Genomic DNA, 16,892 nt, shown 5'->3' with positions numbered 1-16,892 from the left:
TGGCCTGGCGTGGCTTAGGTGTGGGCCGTTCGAGGGTCTTTGCCTCCGGTCGATGGCCACTATCCTGACCTGTTCGCCGACGGCTACGGAGCGAGTGGGACTCATGGATCCTCGGTACATACGCAAACTGGCGGAGCAGTCCACCAACTTCGGCTTCCTTCAGGCGCACCCACTGCTGCTCTGGTACGGCGCCAGCGCCGAGACACTGATCTATGTGGACGCCCAGGCAGCGATGTTCAAGACCCGCGCCTTCGGCGACGTGATGGCCCGGGACCTGGTGCGGCGTACCGGGGCGCAGCCGGTGAGCGGCAGCTTCTATCACCAGGTGCAGGCGCTCAACGCCAGCGGTGCGTTGGTGCCGCACATCTTCGCGGCCTTCAACCGGCTCCGGGATGTCGGCAACAAGGCGGTGCACGACCACCTGGACGAGCTGCGCAGCGCCCTGGAACTGCTGCGGACCAGCTTCGAGCTTGGCGTGTGGTTCCACCGGGCGCTGACCGGGGACCGTACGCCGATCGGGTTTGTGCCGCCGAGCCCGCCGCCGCAGCAGGTCCCGCAGTCGGTGGTGGATGGGCTGCACGCCGAGCTTCGCCGCTACCAGGATGAACTGGCGCAGACCAAGCTTCTGCTGGCGGGTAAGAAGTCACTGGCGGTCGCCAAGACGGACGCGGTCGCGGCGGCGGACCGGGCGGTACGGGAGGCGGACGCGCGCCGGGAGACCACTGTCGACCTGGTGGCGACCCTTGAGGCGCAGGCCGAGCATGCCCAGCGGGAGTTCGACAGCGTCAAGCCGGTCAAGGTCTCGGCGGCCAAGCGGGAGGAGTTCATCTCCCGGGCCCGGCGTGCGTCCCGGGAACCGCTCAACGAGTTGCAGACGCGGGAGGAAATCGATCGCCAGTTGACGGCGGCTGGCTGGGTCGTCCAGCACGAGAACCAGCTCAACCTCTTTGCCGGGCAGGGCGTGGCCGTCCGCGAGGTCACCCTCGCCACCGGCCGGGCCGACTATCTGCTCTACGTCGACCAGCAGCTCGTCGGCGTCATCGAGGCGAAACGGGAGGGCACCGCACCCCGGGCAGCGGAGGCGCAGCTCGACCGCTACCGGGGCGGACTGACCGCCGAGCAGCGGATGCGGGCGTGGCAGCGGGACGAGCCGTTGCCGTTCGGCTACCTTGCCACCGGTACCGAGACGGCGTTCGTGAACGGATTGGACCCGTCCCCGCGTACCCGGGAGGTTTTTGGTTTTCACCGGCCCGAGACGCTGGCGCGGTGGATGCGGGAGGCCGACGACGACCCGGCGGCGCCGACGCTGCGGGCGCGGCTGCGGCGGATGCCGGCGCTCGACGACGGCGGCCTGCGGCCGGCGCAGGGCGACGCGATCCGGGGACTGGAACGGTCGCTGGCGGAGGACCGGTTGCGTTCGCTGATCCAGATGGCGACCGGGGCCGGCAAGACCTTCACGGCGGTGACCGGCAGCTACCGGCTGTTCAAGCACGCGCGGGCCAACCGGATCCTATTTCTGGTCGACCGCAACAACCTCGGCAAGCAGACGCTTCGGGAGTATGCGGCCTACCAGACGCCGGGAGACGGGCGGAAGTTCACCGAGCTGTACAACGTTGACCGGCTCTCCGGGGCGGGGATGCTCGGTTCGTCCAAGGTCGTCATCTCCACCATCCAGCGCCTCTACGGTGCACTGCGCGGCCGCGAGCTGCCCGACGTCGACCTGGACGACCAGGCGTACGACGACTACGACCTGGACGAGCCGGCCGAGGTGGGCTACAACCCGGAGATTCCGCCGGAGACGTTCGACCTGATCGTGGTGGACGAGTGCCACCGCTCGATCTACGGCAAGTGGCGGGCGGTGCTCGAATACTTCGACGCCTTCATGGTCGGGCTGACCGCGACCCCGGTGAAGCAGACCATGGGCTTCTTCCAGCAGAACATCGTCTCGGAATACACCTACGAGCAGGCGGTCGCCGACGGCGTCAACGTCAATTTCGACGTGTACCGGATCAAGACCCACATCACCGAGTCCGGTGAGCGGATCGAAGCCGGCACGGTGGTGCCGCTGCGGGACCGGCGGACCCGGGCCGAGCGCTACCAGGAGCTGGAGGACGACTTCGCGTACGAGGGCGGCCAGGTCGGGCGGTCGGTCATCTCCCGGGGACAGCTCCGGCTGGTCCTGGAGACCTTCCGGGACCGGCTGTTCACCGAGATCTTCCCCGGCCGGTCGAAGGTGCCGAAGACGCTGATCTTCGCGCGGGACGACAACCACGCCGAGGAGATCGTCAAGATGGTGCGGGAGGTCTTCGCCAAGGGCAACGACTTCGCGCAGAAGATCACGTACGCCTCCCGGCGGGACGGCAACGACCCCGACGATCTGATCCAGGCGTTCCGGAACAGTCCGGAACTGCGGATCGCGGTCACCGTCGACATGATCGCCACCGGGACGGACGTACGCCCGCTGGAGTGTGTCTTCTTCCTCCGCCCGGTGCGCAGCGCCACGTACTTCGAGCAGATGAAGGGTCGCGGCGCTCGGACCATCGACCCGGCCGAGTTCCAGGCGGTCACCGAGGATGCCGAGGTGAAGGACCGGTTCGTTCTCGTGGACGCGGTCGGCGTGACGGAGCTGGACCTGGACGAGGCCGTACCGCTGGAGCGGCACTCCGAGCGGCAGGTCTCGCTGAGCCAACTGCTCGGCAAGGCGGGTCGGCTCAGTGCCACCCCGGACGAGGTGGCGACGCTGGCGTCCCGGCTGTCGCGGCTCAACCAACAGCTCACGGAGGACGAGAAGCGGGAACTGGACGAGCTGGCCGGCCAGCCGATGACCGAGATCGTGCGCGGTCTGGTCGACGCGGTGGCGCCGGAGCAGTTGAACGCCGCCCGCGAGGCCGGACCGGAGGCGGTACGAGGCCTGATGGAGACCGCGTTGCGTCCGCTGGCGGCCAAGCCGGAACTGCGGAATCGGATTATGGAGATCCGGCGGGCGCACGACATCGTCATCGACGAGGGCAACGTCGACACGCTGCTGGAGGCGCGTGGTGTCCCGCTTGAGGAGCGGGCACAGGTCACGGTGCGGAGCTGGCACGACTACATCGAGCAGCACCGGGACGAGATCACCGCGTTGCAGCTCTTCTACGAGGGGAAAGGGCGGGTCGGCTTCGACCAGCTCAAGGAGCTAGCGGCCCGAATCGCCCGGCCGCCACAGGCATGGACCCCGGACTCGCTCTGGCAGGCGTACGTGCTGCTGGGGCGTACGGCGGATACGCCGGGGCACCGGGGCGTCACCGACCTGATCTCGCTGGTCAGGTATGAATTGGGGATCGACCAGGAGTTGAAGCCGTACCGCTCGCTGGTCGAGGAGCGCTTCCGAGGGTGGCTGCTTCAGCAGAAGCAGGGTGGGGCTACGTTCACAGCCGACCAGGTGTGGTGGCTGGAGAGGATCAAGGACGTGATAGCGGTCAGCGTGGAACTCACCCCCGAAGACCTGGACGGCGCCCCCTTCACCGAACGCGGCGGCGTCGACGGCTTCGTCAACGCCTTCGGCCCCCGCGCCGCCCCCTTGATCACCGAACTAAACCAGGAGCTTTCCGCGTGAGCGGCCTACCGCACGGCTGGATGTGGGTGTCCCTTGATGAGGTTGCGGAGATACGGGGCGGGATCCAGAAGCAGGCCAAGCGGCGTCCGGTGGCGAACACATACCCGTTTTTACGGGTTGCCAACGTCCTTCGCGGACAGTTGAACCTGGCGGATGTGCACGAAATCGAGTTGTTTGATGGTGAGATAGATCGTTATCGGTTGCGTAAAGGTGATCTTCTTGTTGTAGAGGGTAATGGCAGTCCTGATCAAATCGGCCGTGCGGCGGTATGGGACGGAAGCATTGAGAATTGCGTTCATCAGAACCATCTCATACGCGTCCGTCCCTCGGGTGCGATCTTGCCTGCCTATCTGCAATTCGCTTGGAACTCCCCCATGGTTTATCGGCACCTGCGCCGGATCGCGGGCTCGACCAGTGGGCTCTATACATTGAGCACCAGCAAGTTAAGCTCTGTCCGGCTGCCGCTGCCTCCGCTCGCCGAGCAGCGCCGCATCGTGGCTGCTCTTGAGACGCTTCTTGTCCGTGTTGATGCAGCGACCAAGACCGTCGAGGCCGTGGGAACGAGATGTGAAGCGTTAGCCCAGCGGTACATTGATGAGTCCATAGCGGGGGCGCCGAGCGAAGAGGTGGAATCGGGCTCAATCGCAAGCGTTGCTGACTCCCGTCAGCTCGGATCTTACGTGCGCTTACGGCTGCCAGACTCGTATGCCTTGCCGAAGAGATGGCGAGTCGCGACCCTTGAACAACTCGTCCGGTCGGATAAGAAACCGGCTTATGGTGTCCTTGTGCCCGGGGAGCACGTGGAAGACGGCACTCCGTTCGTTAGGATAGGAGACCTGGCGCGAGGCGGCGTCAGAGTTGACAGTCTCAAGAAGATCGACCCCGTGATAGCGAGCAAATATCCAAGGACGCTACTGTCGGGCGGTGAAGTGCTGCTTTCTCTTGTGGGAACAATCGGTCGGAGTGCTGTTGTGCCTTCCACGCTGGCGGGCGCCAACGTTGCGCGCGCGCTTGGAGTCTTTCCCCTGGATGAATACATAGTCAATCCGCGCTGGGTCGTGAATGTCCTCTCTACTTCATTGATTCGGAAGATTCTGGATGGAGCTGCCAATGAGGTCGCAAGGAAGACGCTGAACCTTGAGGATGCTCGCAGGTGTCCGATTATTCTCCCACCTCGGGAAGTGCAGGATCGGATTGTAGATTCCCTAGAAGCTGGCCTTGACGGCATGTGGCGCCTACGTGACGCGACGCGTGGGATCGTTTTGAGATCGGCAACTCTGAGGGCGACTATCTTTGCCCGGGCGTTCTCTGGACGACTAGTACCGCAGGATCCGAACGACGAGCCTGCGTCCGAGTTGTTGGCGCGGATCAGGGCCGAGCGGGCCGCCGTACCGCCTAAGCAGCGGGCGGGGCGCGGACGGCGTACTCAGAAAGACAAGCCGGCACCCCCGACCAGGGTGATCGGCCGCGACTACCAGCAGGGAGAGCTGCCGCTGTGACCAATGTGGATTCGCGCCGGCTGGTGCAGAAGCTCTGGAACTACTGCGACGTGCTGCGCGACGATGGTGTCTCCACAATCGACTATGTCGAGCAGTTGACCTTCCTGCTGTTCCTCAAGATGGCCGCTGAGCGGGCAGAGCGCACGATCAAGCCGGAGCAGATCGTCCCCGACGAGCTGAGCTGGCAGACCCTGCTGGACGCCGACGGCGAGGAACTGGAGACGCAGTACCGGAGGATTCTGACCGGGCTGGCGCACGAGCCCGGCACCCTCGGCACCATCTTCCGCAAGGCGCAGAACAAGATCCAGGACCCGGCGAAGCTCAAGCGGCTGATCGTCGATCTGATCGACAAGGAGAAGTGGTCGCAGGCGGGCGTAGACGTCAAGGGTGACGCCTACGAGGAGCTGCTTGCCAAAGGTGCCGAGGACACCAAGTCCGGCGCCGGGCAATACTTCACGCCGCGTGCCCTGACCGCCGCGATGGTCGATTGCATGCTGCCGACCCCGGACGACACGATCATCGATCCGGCCTGTGGCACCGGCGGCTTCCTGCTCGCCGCCTACGAGCACATCCAGCGCCACCACGGCGCCGCGCTCACGCCCGACCAGCGGCGTCGGCTCGCCCAGGGTGCGATCAGCGGCATCGAGCTGGTCGACGGCACCGCCCGGCTGGCCGCGATGAACATGCTGCTGCACGGCATCGGCACCCCCAACGGCCCGTCGCTGATCGACGTGCGGGACGCGCTGGGCCGGGAGCCGGACCGCCGGGCCAGCCTGGTGCTCGCCAACCCACCGTTCGGGCGCAGTTCGTCGATCCGGATGGTCGGCGAGGACGGCCGGGCGACTCGCGAGGAGCGGGAGATCGAGCGGAACGACTTCTGGGCCACCACCGCCAACAAGCAGCTCAACTTCGTGCAGCACATCGCCTCGCTGCTGGAGATCGACGGGCGGGCCGCCGTCGTGCTGCCGGACAACGTGCTCTTCGAGGGCGGCGCGGGCGAGGTGATCCGGCGCCGGCTGCTCAAGCAGTACGACCTGCACACCCTGCTCCGCCTCCCCACCGGGATCTTCTATGCCGGCGGGGTCAAGGCCAACGTGCTCTTCTTCGAGCGCAAGCGCGCCCGCGAGGAGCCGTGGACGACGAAACTCTGGGTCTACGACTTCCGCACCAACCAGCACTTCACCCTCAAACAGAACCCGCTGCGCCGCGATCACCTCCAGGACTTCGTCGACTGTTACCTGCCGGGCAAGGACCGCGCCGAGCGGGTCGAGACCGAGAGGTTCCGCGCCTTCGGGTACGACGAGCTGCTCGCCCGGGACAAGGTCAACCTCGACATCACCTGGCTGAAGGATGCCTCGCTGGAGGACGCCGACGCATTGTTGCCGCCCGAGGTGATCGCCCAGGAGATCGTGGAGGACCTGGAGGCCGCGCTGCGCGAGTTCACCGCCATCGCGGAGGCGCTGTCGTCGCGTACGACGACGACCACCGACGGGCCCACGCCGAGTGAGCCGCCCCAGCCGGAGCAACGTGACGCGGAGGCGGCAAGGGGTGGTGACCGCAGGCGCTAACCCTTCAGCCTCGATGTGCGTTCCGGACCCCGTCAATAACGTGTTCGTGACGTCCATTCGACCTCCAGCGGTGCCGGCCGGTGGCCGGCTGGTTCCCGCTGGCGGTGGCCGCGACCGGCACGACCCTGCGAGAATCGACCTGCCGCGATCGCCGCCAGTTCCGGCGTCGACTGCTCCACTCCGGACGGGTGGGAAGGACGCACATGGCAGGGACCAGCTGGCGAGTGAGCCTGACGATCAGCCCGGTCGCGATCCTCCCGACGTCCGCCCTCGCGGTGCTCGGCCTCGCGCTGGGCGGACTGGATTTCGACGACGGCTTCTGGGGTTGGGCGACGCCGCTCCTCGCTGGCTATCTGGTCAACGCCGGGTTGGACTGGCTGGGCACCGTCACCGGCTACTCCGGTTGGACCTCGGGGCGGACCGGGGCCTGGGTCAAGGTGCGCTGGCTGTTGACCGGTGTGCTGGTCAACATGCTGCTGCTCGCCGTGCTTCCGCGGTTCGCCGGCCTCTTCGGGTTGGACATCTCGACCGGCGGGCCGGGCACGGTCCTGCTGGCGGCGGCGATACTCGGCCTCTGCTTCTATCTCGGTTCACGCTTCGAGGACATGTCGTTCTACTTCGAGAAGGGCGCTCCCGAGCGGCCCGAATCCGACGAGCCGTAGCCGGCCGGAGTACGGGCCGAGGATCGCACCCCGGCCGCCGTACTAGGCTCGCCTGGTCGGCGACCTTGGGGGGAGGACGGTATGCGCCCGGGGTGGTATCCCGATCCGTCCGGCCGACACCCGTTGCGGTGGTTTGACGGTACACAGTGGACGCCACAGGCGCTCGACGGATGGCAGCGACCGGTCGTCGACCCGCTGCCGGCGGTGGCCGAGACCACCTCCGCAGCAGGCTCGCCGCCGGCAGTGTCCGGTGCGCCGCCGGCAACGCCAGGTGCGCCGCCGGCAACGCCAGGTGCGCCGCCGGCTTTGCCGGGTGCGGCTCCGGCGCCGCTGTCCGTGGCGGTGCCCCCGGCCGACCAGGGACGGTGGCTGTTCTGGCTGGCCTGGCGCATCCTGCTGCTCGCCGTCGCCCTCGGCCTGCTGTTGACCGGCTTCTTCGTGCTGCCATGGGGTCACATCCTCCGCCCCGGAATGCCGGTGACAACAGTCCACTACCTCGACTTCGCGGGCTGGATCGACGCGGCCGACCTGGAGGCCAGCGGATGGCAGCGCGCGTACGCGCAGGGACTGGGGCTGGTGCACGCACTCGTGGCGCTCGTCGCCACCGCCGTGACGATCGCGGTGAGCCGGCCCGGCAGGCACGCCCCCTGGGGTGGCCTCCTGCAGTTGCTGCTCTTCGCGTCGATGATCGCCGTCCACTTCGGCTCACCGTTCGCCGACATCGAGGGCGTACATCCCGCAGGTGCGGGGCTGGCGGTCTTCGGCGGCATCTTCGCGCTCTTCGTCGCCTGCCCCGGTTTCGGGACGAAGCCCAAAACGCCGCCCCCGGCACGCTAGCCGGGCGGCGCTCACGCTCAGAGGCCGAGGTCGCTCAGCCCGGGGTGGTCGTCGGGGCGGCGTCCGAGCGGCCAGTGGTACTTCCGTTCCGACTCGGCGATCGGTAGGTCGTTGATGCTGGCCAGCCGGACCCGCATCAGCCCGTTCTCGTCGAACTCCCAGTTCTCGTTGCCGTACGACCGGAACCAGTTACCGGAGTCGTCGTGGCACTCGTACGCGAACCGCACGGCGATCCGGTTGCCCTCGGTCGCCCAGAGCTCCTTGATCAGGCGGTACTCCAGCTCCTTGGCCCACTTGCGGCGCAGGAACGCGACGATCTCGTCCCGCCCCTGGGTGAACTCGGCCCGGTTGCGCCAGCGGGAGTCCGGGGTGTAGGCCAGCGCCACCTTCTCCGGATCCCGGCCGTTCCAGGCATCCTCGGCCAGCCGCACCTTCTGGATCGCGGTCTCGGTGCTGAACGGGGGCACCGGAGGACGTGTCGCCATGATCCCCATCCTAAGTAGGAATGTCGGTTACCCGTGCTTCTCCCGGCTATCCGGGCGTCAGGCACCAGTAGCCGTACGGGTTGCGGTAGAGGTCGTCCGGGTCGTAACGGGCGCAGTCCCGGCTGCCGAGCATCCAGTGCGGGGCATCGGCGGCGAGCGCGAAGGTCTCGCCGTCGCGGATCTGCTGCGCCCGGGGCTCGGTCAGCAGATAGCGGGCCAGGGCGTCGAGCAGGCGTACCTGCGCGTCGATCTCGGCAGCCCCGGCCGGCTGCCCGGCGCGCAGTTCGACGTCCGGAGCGCCGAGCAGGTGCATCCCGCAGCTGTAGACCGCCACGCCGTCGGTGATCGGCCGCTTGACCCAGGCCCGGTGCAGCACCACCGCCAGGGTCGGGTCGTCGGTCGCGGCGGCGGCCCGGTCGGCCAGGTCGAGCCAGCGGTCCCGGCCGTGCGCCAGGCCGCTGCTCTCGTTGCGTACCGCCGTGGCGCCGGCCCGGAGCAGCGCGGCGGTCAACGCCAGCATCTGCCGCGACACCTCCAGCGCGGTCTGCCGGGTGGCCGGCGGCGACAGCAGGTACGCCACCGTGTCGTGCTCCCTGACCGCCCGCCGGTCGGCGTCGGTGAAACTCGGGCTGGTCAGCGAGGACCGGAACGAGGCGACCATCCGCCGGTCGGGCTCCGGCCGGGAGTATTCGGTGTCGAGGGTGCAGTCCGGGCCACCGATCTCGGCCGCGAGCCGGGCCACGACGTCGAGGTCCAATCCCGCGCCGAGCACGCAGAGCACGTGCTGCGGCGGTGCGGATCCGGCCTCGTCGATCACGCCCGGCAGGCTACCAACGGGTACCGCGCCGCTGTCAACGTGCCCGACGCAGCGGACCGGCCGGACCCGGTACCGGACCGGCGCCCGACGGCAAGGGCGGTGCCCGCCGCCCCCTAACGGGGACGGCGGGCACCGCCGCTCGGCAGTCACAGCCGGGTCAGTACCCGGCTGCCGCCGGTCAGATCCCGCCCAGCCGGGCCGGACACGGGTTCACCGGTTCCAGGGTGAAGTCGAGCGTGCTGACCAGGCTGGCCTGGATCTGCTGCCGCTTCACCTGCGGCACCCAGCCGTCCTTGGCGGCGATGACGTCGTACCGGCCCCTCGGCAGCCACCACGAGTACGCCCCCTTGTCCACTGTGGAGAGCGTGTATCCGGTGGACGGATCGCCGACCAGGTTGACCCGGACCGTCGCCGCCAGCGACACCTCGGCGCCGCCGCAGGTCCGGCCGACGACCGTACCCTGGATCTTGCCCCAGGTGCCCGGCGGGGAGACGTTCATCTCCACCCCGACCACCGGTACCGGATACGGGCTGTCCGCCACCAGGCCGAGTTCGGCGGTGTAGGTGCCGGGCTGGGCGACCCCGGCCGCCGCGGTGGCGGTCAGAGTGACCGTGACGTTCCGGGACGCCCCGGCGGCCAGGGTGAAGCTGGCCGGCGTGGTGCTCAGCCAGGACGCCTCGCCCGCCTCCAGGCAGGCTTCCAGCCCGCCGAGCCGCTCGGTCTCGGCCGACCCGACGAAGGAACTCGGCGAACCACCCACCTTGTACGCGCCGCAGACACCGGCGCCCCGGTAGCGGGCGAACTGCGCGTTCGGCAGGTTCACCCAGGCACCGCCCACCGGGTCGTACCCGATCGTCCGGTTGGTCAGCGTGGTCGAGGCCGCGGTGGCGCCACCGGCCAGCACCAGCATGCCGCCGGCCGCCGCGTACTGCGAGCCCCAGAGGTCGAGCGGCATGTCCGGCAGCGAGTCCCAGGCGTCGGTGGCCGGGTCGTAGACGTAGCCGTTCTTGTACTCCACCGCGCCGACGCCACCGGCGCAGTAGACCTTGCCGCCGATGCCGCCGCAGGACATCCAGGAGGAACCCTGCGGATATTCGGCCACGGTCTCGAACGTGCCGGCGAGCGGGTCGAAGACCGTCACGTCCGGGGTGTCGACGGAGCACTCGTTGTCGCCGCAGCCACCGATGACGTAGAGCTTGCCGCCACTGGTCGCGAACGCGGCCGCTGCCCGGGGCGCCGGGTTGGTCACCCCGGGCAGGGTGCTCCAGGTCCCGGTCGCCGGGTTGAACATGTCGACCGTGGCCACCGGGGCCGAACCGGCACCCCAGCCGCCGATCGCGTAGATCCGGCCGTTCAGCGCGGCGACCGCCGGCTTCGAGCGCGCGGTCGGCATGTCCGGCAGCGCGGTCCAGACGTTGGTCGCCGGGTCGTAGACCCAGGTCTTGCGTTCGTTGCCGGTGTCGGCACCGCCGCCGATCGAGTAGACCTTGCCGTCCAGGGTCACCGCCGAGTTGTCGTAGACCGACGCCGGGAGGTTCGCCACCCGGGTCCACGCCTCGTCGACCAGCGGCGCGGCGGCGGCGGTACCGGTGCCGGGCCCGTACGCGGTCCCGGTGCGGCTCTGGCTCAGCCCCTTCATCTTGTGTTCCACCAACTCGGCGCCCTTCGCCGAGAGCTGGCTGAACTGGGCCGCCCGCTCCATCGCCTGCACCGTGGCCGGCGCGTTGCCGGTGTTCGTCACCGTCAGGGTGACGTTCCGGGTGGTGCCGTACGGCTGGTGCAGTTCCAGGGCGTTCGAGCTGACCGTCAGCCGGGCCGCCTTGAGCGCGAAGTCGGCCCGCCGGGTGGCGTCCGCCGGCACCGTCACCTGCTTGGTGAATCCCCGGTACGGCGACAGGCTGGCGGTGAACGGCTGCGCCCCGGTCAGCCCGGAGTAGAGCCAGTAGAAGCCGTCCGGGATGTTCGGGTCGTCCGGCGTCGCCGCCGACACGCCCTTGTCGGCCGGCTGGTTGTCGCTGACCACCGTGACACCGTTCAACGGCGCACCGGTGTTGGCGTCGGTGGTGAAGCCGGCGACCAGGCCGCCCGGCTTCGGGGTGCAGGTCCGGTTGACGAGCTGGACGTTGTCCACCTGCCACCACCAGGCGAAGGTGCCGTTGAACCGGAACCGCACCCGGGTGTTGGCCGCGCCGGCCGCCGGGTCCAGCGGTACCTCCTCGACCCGTGGGCCACGCCGGCTGACCGTCTGGTGCCAGACGTTGGTCCAGGTCGTACCACCGTCGGTGGAGACGTCGACGTCGGCGGTGTCGCTGACCCCGACCGCCCGCCAGTCGCTGTTGAAGCGCAGCAGTGGCGCGTCCGTCGCCGAGAAGTCCAGCGCCGGGGTGACCAGGTCGGTGTCCTGGGTGTTGCCGCTGCCCAGGTTGTCACTGTCGATGATCGCGAAGTTGCCGGTGCCGCCGGTCAGGTTGGTCCGGCCAGCCGGGTCGTCGAACGCCCAGCCGCCCTTGTCGGTCCGGTTCACCACCGACCAGCCGGCCGGGGCCGAGCTGCCGTCGAAGCTCTCCGTCAGCAGCGGGTCGCTTGCCCCGGCCGCGTAGCCGGCGGCGGTGCAGGCCGGCAGCACGGTGGCGCTGATGTCGACGGTCTTCGAGCCGGTGCCGACCGCCACCTCGGTGCTGACCGGCCGGTAGCCGGGGTAGACGACCGTGGTGTCGAGCCGGTAGGTGGCGCTGCCGGGAACGGTGAACGAGTAGGCGCCGGTCACCGGGTTGGTGTAGACCGGGCCGCCGGGTCGGCCGGAGACCTGGATCTTCGCGTACAGCGGCCAGTCGTGCCCGGAGCCGTCGGTGACCTTGCCGGCGACGGTGACCATCCGGGCCGTGCCGAGGGCGAAGTTCTGGGTGACCGCGCCGCCCCGGGCCACGGTCACGGTGGCGGAGCCGGGGTTGAAGCCGTACCCGCTGGCGGTCAGTTCGTGGGTGCCGACCGGCAGGACCAGCGCGTACCGGCCGTCCGCGTCGGTGACCGTGTTGAACTCGCCGGTACGCACCTCGGCGCCCGCGACCGGCTCCCCGGTGCTGGCGTTGGTGACGGTGCCGGTGACCCGGCCGGAATCGCCGCGCGGCGCCGCCTCGACCGCCTGGTACGCGTTGAGCCGGCCCTCGCCGAAGGTGTTGTTGTCGTCGAGGGTGCCGCCGCAGGTGAGCGCGTTGACGTCGGTGGCGGTGTCGTCGAGCAGCCGTTCGGTGGCCGGGATGTTGCCCTTCAACCCGGGCGCGGCCGACCAGACCAGCGCGACGGTGGCGGAGACGTGCGGTGCCGCCATCGAGGTGCCGCTGCCCGTCCCGTAGCCGTTGCTGGGCAGGCTGGACCGGACGTTGCTGCCCGGCGCGGCGATGTTCGGCTTGACCGATCCGTCGATGCTGGACACGCCCCGGCCGGAGAAGCTGGAGACGTTGTTGTTGCTGTCGTAGGACCCGGCCGCGTAGGTCAGGGGGTAGTCGCCGGGGTTCTCGGTGGTGTTGCAGCCCGGCCCGTCGTTGCCGGCGGAGAAGCTGGGGAAGATGCCGGCGGCCCGCCAGGAGACCACGGTCTGCTTGTACCACTCGTCGTTGCGCCCGCCGCCCCAGGAGTTGTTGACGATGTCCGGGGCCAGGTCGGGCCGGGCGTTCTGCCCGTTCAGGTCGGTCGGGGCGAGCACCCACTGGCCGGCGGCGAGCAGGGAGGCGTCGGTGCAGTCGTTGGTCTCGCAGCCCTTGGCGGCGATCCACCGGGCCCCGGGCGCCACCCCGATCTGGTTGCCGGCACCGTCGTCGCCGACCATCGTGCCCATGGTGTGCGTACCGTGGCCGTTGTTGTCGCACGGCGCCGGGCTGGCGCAGACCCCGGCCGGGTCGAACCAGTTGTAGTTGTGGTCGAAGCCACCACCGGTGTTGCCCCGGTAGGAGTTCCGCAGCGCCGGGTGGTCGAACTGCACCCCGCTGTCGATGTTGGCGACGACCACGTCCTCGCCCCGGGTGTCGAACTCGGACCAGACCCGGGGTGCCTCGATGTTGTCGATGTTCCACTCGACCGCGTTGGTACCGGTGCCGGTGGTGGCGCGGAACGGCTCGGGCTTGATCAGTTCGTAGGTACGACTCGGTTCGATGCTCTGCACGTCGTCCCGGGCCGCGATCGCGTCGAGCAGGGCGCGGTCGCCCTCCACCCGCAACACGTTGGCGATCCAGTACGACCGGTACGTCGCGCCGCGCTTGTCCAGTTCGGCGCGGAGGTCGCGCTGGCTGCGCTCCGCGGTGGCGGTGAGCGTCCGGTAGACCGCGGTGGCCCGGTCGGAGTCGGCCAGCTTCGCCGCTCCGCTCAGCTCGGCGCGCTCTCGCAGGTAGACGGTGAACGTGGTGCTGCCTTCGGCGGCGAGTTCGGCGAGCAGTTCCCGGTTCACCTCCGCCTCGGGACCGGCCGCCGTGGCGACCGCGGGCTGTGCGGTGACGCCGAGCAGCACGGCGGCCGCGGCGGCCACCAGGCGCCAGCGTCTCGGCCTTCGGGCCCAGCTCCGTCCGGAACGATGCGGCATGGTTCCTCCCCCACTGTTCGGCGTCCCGAGCCATCCCGGGAGCCAGTTCCCCCAGCTCCGGGCTGCCCGGTGCTGCCGCGCGCGCGTGGGTCCGACGTTTGCTTACGGACAGCGCCCCCCACATCGGCCTGGAGTAATGCTCTTGCTCCCCGGGGTGGTGATCAATGCCCGATGTCGGCCAGTATCTAGGCAGTAACTAGGCGTATCTCGGTCAGGAGTGAGCCGAATGCCTTACATCGGTTAGCGTCGCTGTTGACTCGCCCGGTCAAACCCGTTTGGCTAGGGTCCGCAGCCGACGGGGGAGGAGTGGAGCGAGGTGGCAAGCGGAGAAGTCCCGCTCGTCGTGTGCGTGTCGACGGACGTTGCGGTGCGGGAACGGGTGGTTCGACGACTCGACGACTTCGGTACGGTCGTGATCTGTTCGGACCTGTCCGAGTTACGGGCAATGTTGTTTCCGATGGTTGGCAATGCGACGGATTCCGAACCAGGGCCGGTGAGCCTCGGTGACCTGTCCGTCGACCCGGGCGGCCACCTGGTCACCTGGCGAGGCGAGCCACTGGCGCTGACCCGGCTGGAGCGGGAACTGCTGGCCCGGCTGGCCAGCGCGCCGCTCGGGGTGTGGACGTACGAGCGGCTGTTCGCCTCGGTCTGGGGCGGCGCCTACCTCGGCGACACCGCCATCCTGCACTCCGCGGTGAAGCGGCTGCGCCGCAAGCTGCGCGCCGTCGACGGCGGGCCGCAGGTGCAGACCGTACGCGGCGTCGGCTACCGGCTCGCCCCTGGACACTGACCGGGGGGCCACCGTGCCACCATGTCGGGCGTGAGCATCGACGTCCCGACACCGGCCTGGCCCGGTCAGCCGGCCCCTCCGGCCCCGCCCCGGCGGCGGCGCTGGCTGCTCGCCGGCCTGGTGGGCTGGGGCGCGCTGCTGCTGGTGCTCACCCTCGTCTCGGTCTACGGCGACGAGCCGACCGTGAAAGAGCAGCGGACGATCGAGCAGGCCGAACCGGTGCTGGACCGTGCCCTCGGTGAACTCGTCGCGGCAGCCGGCCCGGACGTCGCCGTCGAGATCGCCGGACGACCGGTACGTGACGACTGCGAACTCACCGTCGTCCGGGACGGCGCGACGCTAGACGCCGCGGTGGTCGTGCACGCCCCGGACGCGGACGTACCCGCCCTGCTGGACCGGATCGCGGACCGGCTGCCGGCGGCGTACGGGGCCAGGGTCCGGCACAGTGCCGACGGCAGCACCCACGCGCTGCGCGCCGACGCGGGTGAGTTCGTGGCGATCGAAGGCGGTCAGGCCGGGCCCGGTGTGGTCGAGTTGACCGTCGACACCGGCTGCCGACCGGTCTCCGGCGATCCGGAGGAGCGGGCCGTTCCGCCGCTGCCGCCGGCCGAGCCGGATCCGCTCCAGGTGCTCGGCGTACTCGGCGCGGCCGAGCCGACCCCGGTCGAGCTGGTCGCCGCGCGCTGCCCGGGGCAGGGCACCACCTGGACCGCACGCGCCACCGGCCGGGGCGTGCCGGCCGGTCTACCGAGCGCCGCGCTGCCCCGGCCGGCCGGCGCCGTCGTGGTTGCCGACACCCCCGAGCTGTACGCGTACCGCAGCGGCCCGGTGAGCGTGGTGGTCGAGAGCGGCGACGGCCGGATCCGGGTCGCCGTGAGCAGTGGCTGCGCCCGGTGACCGGGGCCGTCCGTAGCCCGGGCTAATAGACCAGCGCCTGGGCGCCGTCCGCCATCGCCTCCTCGACGAAGACCGCCGCCCCGGCGATGCGTACCCCGGGCAGCACGTCGGACTCGCCGATCTCCCGGCGGGCGGCGCACTGGGTGCAGACCGTGACCCGGCCGCTGCTCAGGATCACGTGCAGCAGCTCGGCCAGCGGCGCGGAGTGCGGCAGCTCGAACTCCTCGGCCCGGCCGGGCAGCGCGAACCAGCTCGACTCACCGGTCAGCCAGAGCGACACGTCGACGCCGGAGGCGACCGCGGTGGCGGCGACGGTGAACGCCTGGGCGCAGCGCTCCGGCGAATCCGAACCGGCGGTGGCCTTGACGACCAGGGTACGAGCCATGCCGCCAGCATAGGATCTACCCGTCATGGTTACCGAGATTGGGTTCGTCAGCCTGCTGGTCGCGGGTTTCGGCGCGCTCGCCGGTTACCTGGTCTACTTGGCCGTGAGAATTTCGAGAGGACGTTGGTGAGTGCGAGGAGTGAGCCGGGTTTGCGGGCCCCGCAGTCACGAACGGAAGGGACGCTGTGAGCGACAACCCCATCGAGCCGCCGCCCTGGCTGAACGCGCCGCCGGTCGATCCGTACCCGTACGAGGAGACGTACGACCTGCGCAAGGGGCCGGACCTGCACCCGGCGCTGCTCGGCCTGCTGCCGTACGTCGGACTCTGGCGCGGGCGGGGGCGGGGCGGGTTCCCCAGCATCGAGGACTTCGACTACGCCCAGGAGATCCGGATCACCCACGACGGGCGACCGTTCCTCCACTACGAGTCGCGGGCCTGGATCCTGGACGAGCAGAGCCGGCCGGTCCGGCCCGCCGGTCGTGAGGTCGGCTGGTGGCGGGCCGTACTCGACGCCGACGGCAAGGGCACCGACGAGCTGGAGGTCATGCTCGCCACCCCGACCGGGGTGATGGAGCTCTACCTCGGCAAGGTCACCGGCACCCGGGTCGAGATCGCCACCGACGCGGTGCTGCGTACCTCGACCGCCAAGGAGGTCACCGCCGGGCACCGGCTCTTCGGCATCGTCGAGGGAGCCCTGCTCTACGCCCAGGAGATGGCCGCGGTCGGGCACCCGCTCTCCCCGCACCTCTCCGCCCGGCTGATCCGGGTCGGCGGCTGACGGCC

At 69.6% G+C, this 16,892-nt stretch carries 13 protein-coding genes and 1 pseudogene; 10 read left to right on the top strand and 4 right to left on the bottom strand.

The window, feature by feature from the left end; all coding sequences use genetic code 11:
• The first annotated feature begins 103 nt into the window (after window positions 1–103).
• The 6 genes and pseudogenes from ACQEVC_RS05910 (at window position 104) to ACQEVC_RS05885 (ending at window position 8,161) form a co-directional block, all read left to right on the top strand.
• Window positions 104–3,595, top strand: a complete 3,492-nt coding sequence (locus ACQEVC_RS05910) for a DEAD/DEAH box helicase family protein (protein WP_432874027.1) — start codon at window positions 104–106, stop codon at window positions 3,593–3,595.
• The gene (locus tag ACQEVC_RS05905; protein ID WP_432874025.1) at window positions 3,592–5,094 is read left to right on the top strand and encodes a restriction endonuclease subunit S; all 1,503 of its coding nucleotides are present in this window, start codon (window positions 3,592–3,594) and stop codon (window positions 5,092–5,094) included. The genes ACQEVC_RS05910 and ACQEVC_RS05905 overlap by 4 nt, the downstream gene beginning before the upstream one ends.
• Window positions 5,091–6,662 (top strand): type I restriction-modification system subunit M, encoded by a 1,572-nt coding sequence (locus ACQEVC_RS05900; RefSeq protein WP_432874024.1) that lies wholly within the window; start codon window positions 5,091–5,093, stop codon window positions 6,660–6,662. The genes ACQEVC_RS05905 and ACQEVC_RS05900 overlap by 4 nt, the downstream gene beginning before the upstream one ends.
• Before the next feature lie 203 nt (window positions 6,663–6,865).
• Complete coding sequence (locus ACQEVC_RS05895) at window positions 6,866–7,324, top strand: hypothetical protein (protein WP_432874022.1); 459 nt, start codon at window positions 6,866–6,868, stop codon at window positions 7,322–7,324.
• An 81-nt stretch (window positions 7,325–7,405) separates the two neighbouring features.
• Window positions 7,406–7,477 (top strand): annotated as a pseudogene (locus tag ACQEVC_RS05890) (DUF2510 domain-containing protein); the annotation flags it as partial.
• A 183-nt stretch (window positions 7,478–7,660) separates the two neighbouring features.
• Window positions 7,661–8,161 (top strand): hypothetical protein, encoded by a 501-nt coding sequence (locus tag ACQEVC_RS05885; RefSeq protein WP_432892088.1) that lies wholly within the window; start codon window positions 7,661–7,663, stop codon window positions 8,159–8,161.
• Between the two features lie 17 nt (window positions 8,162–8,178).
• Here ACQEVC_RS05885 and ACQEVC_RS05880 read toward each other — a convergent pair whose 3' ends face one another.
• The 3 genes from ACQEVC_RS05880 to ACQEVC_RS05870 all read right to left on the bottom strand — a co-directional run bounded on the left by ACQEVC_RS05880 (window position 8,179) and on the right by ACQEVC_RS05870 (window position 14,036).
• The gene (locus ACQEVC_RS05880) at window positions 8,179–8,646 is read right to left on the bottom strand and encodes a DUF1348 family protein (RefSeq protein ID WP_432874020.1); all 468 of its coding nucleotides are present in this window, start codon (window positions 8,644–8,646) and stop codon (window positions 8,179–8,181) included.
• 46 nt (window positions 8,647–8,692) lie between these two features.
• Entirely contained in the window at window positions 8,693–9,463 is a 771-nt protein-coding gene (locus ACQEVC_RS05875) for a hypothetical protein (protein ID WP_432874019.1), read from the bottom strand.
• 178 nt (window positions 9,464–9,641) lie between these two features.
• Window positions 9,642–14,036 (bottom strand): S8 family serine peptidase, encoded by a 4,395-nt coding sequence (locus ACQEVC_RS05870; protein WP_432874017.1) that lies wholly within the window; start codon window positions 14,034–14,036, stop codon window positions 9,642–9,644.
• 316 nt (window positions 14,037–14,352) lie between these two features.
• On the opposite strand from ACQEVC_RS05870, the gene ACQEVC_RS05865 reads away from it, so the two are divergent.
• Window positions 14,353–14,826, top strand: a complete 474-nt coding sequence (locus ACQEVC_RS05865; RefSeq protein ID WP_432874015.1) for a winged helix-turn-helix domain-containing protein — start codon at window positions 14,353–14,355, stop codon at window positions 14,824–14,826.
• A 30-nt stretch (window positions 14,827–14,856) separates the two neighbouring features.
• Entirely contained in the window at window positions 14,857–15,723 is an 867-nt protein-coding gene (locus ACQEVC_RS05860; RefSeq protein WP_432874013.1) for a hypothetical protein, read from the top strand.
• Window positions 15,724–15,745: 22 nt separating this feature from the next.
• Here the strand turns inward: ACQEVC_RS05860 and ACQEVC_RS05855 are convergent, their stop codons facing one another.
• Window positions 15,746–16,108, bottom strand: a complete 363-nt coding sequence (locus tag ACQEVC_RS05855) for a DsrE family protein (RefSeq protein ID WP_318400063.1) — start codon at window positions 16,106–16,108, stop codon at window positions 15,746–15,748.
• A 25-nt stretch (window positions 16,109–16,133) separates the two neighbouring features.
• Here ACQEVC_RS05855 and mtfM point away from each other — a divergent pair, with 25 nt between their 5' ends.
• Window positions 16,134–16,238: a small membrane protein MtfM gene (gene mtfM, locus ACQEVC_RS05850; RefSeq protein WP_278065698.1), complete on the top strand. Its 105-nt coding sequence runs from the start codon at window positions 16,134–16,136 to the stop codon at window positions 16,236–16,238.
• A gap of 55 nt (window positions 16,239–16,293) precedes the next feature.
• Window positions 16,294–16,887, top strand: a complete 594-nt coding sequence (locus ACQEVC_RS05845) for an FABP family protein (protein WP_432874011.1) — start codon at window positions 16,294–16,296, stop codon at window positions 16,885–16,887.
• Window positions 16,888–16,892 lie beyond the last annotated feature (5 nt).

Origin of the sequence: Plantactinospora sp. CA-294935 (genome assembly GCF_050936445.1) — a bacterium.
Lineage (GTDB): Bacteria > Actinomycetota > Actinomycetes > Mycobacteriales > Micromonosporaceae > Plantactinospora.
This window is presented reverse-complemented; position numbering and strand designations above follow the sequence as displayed.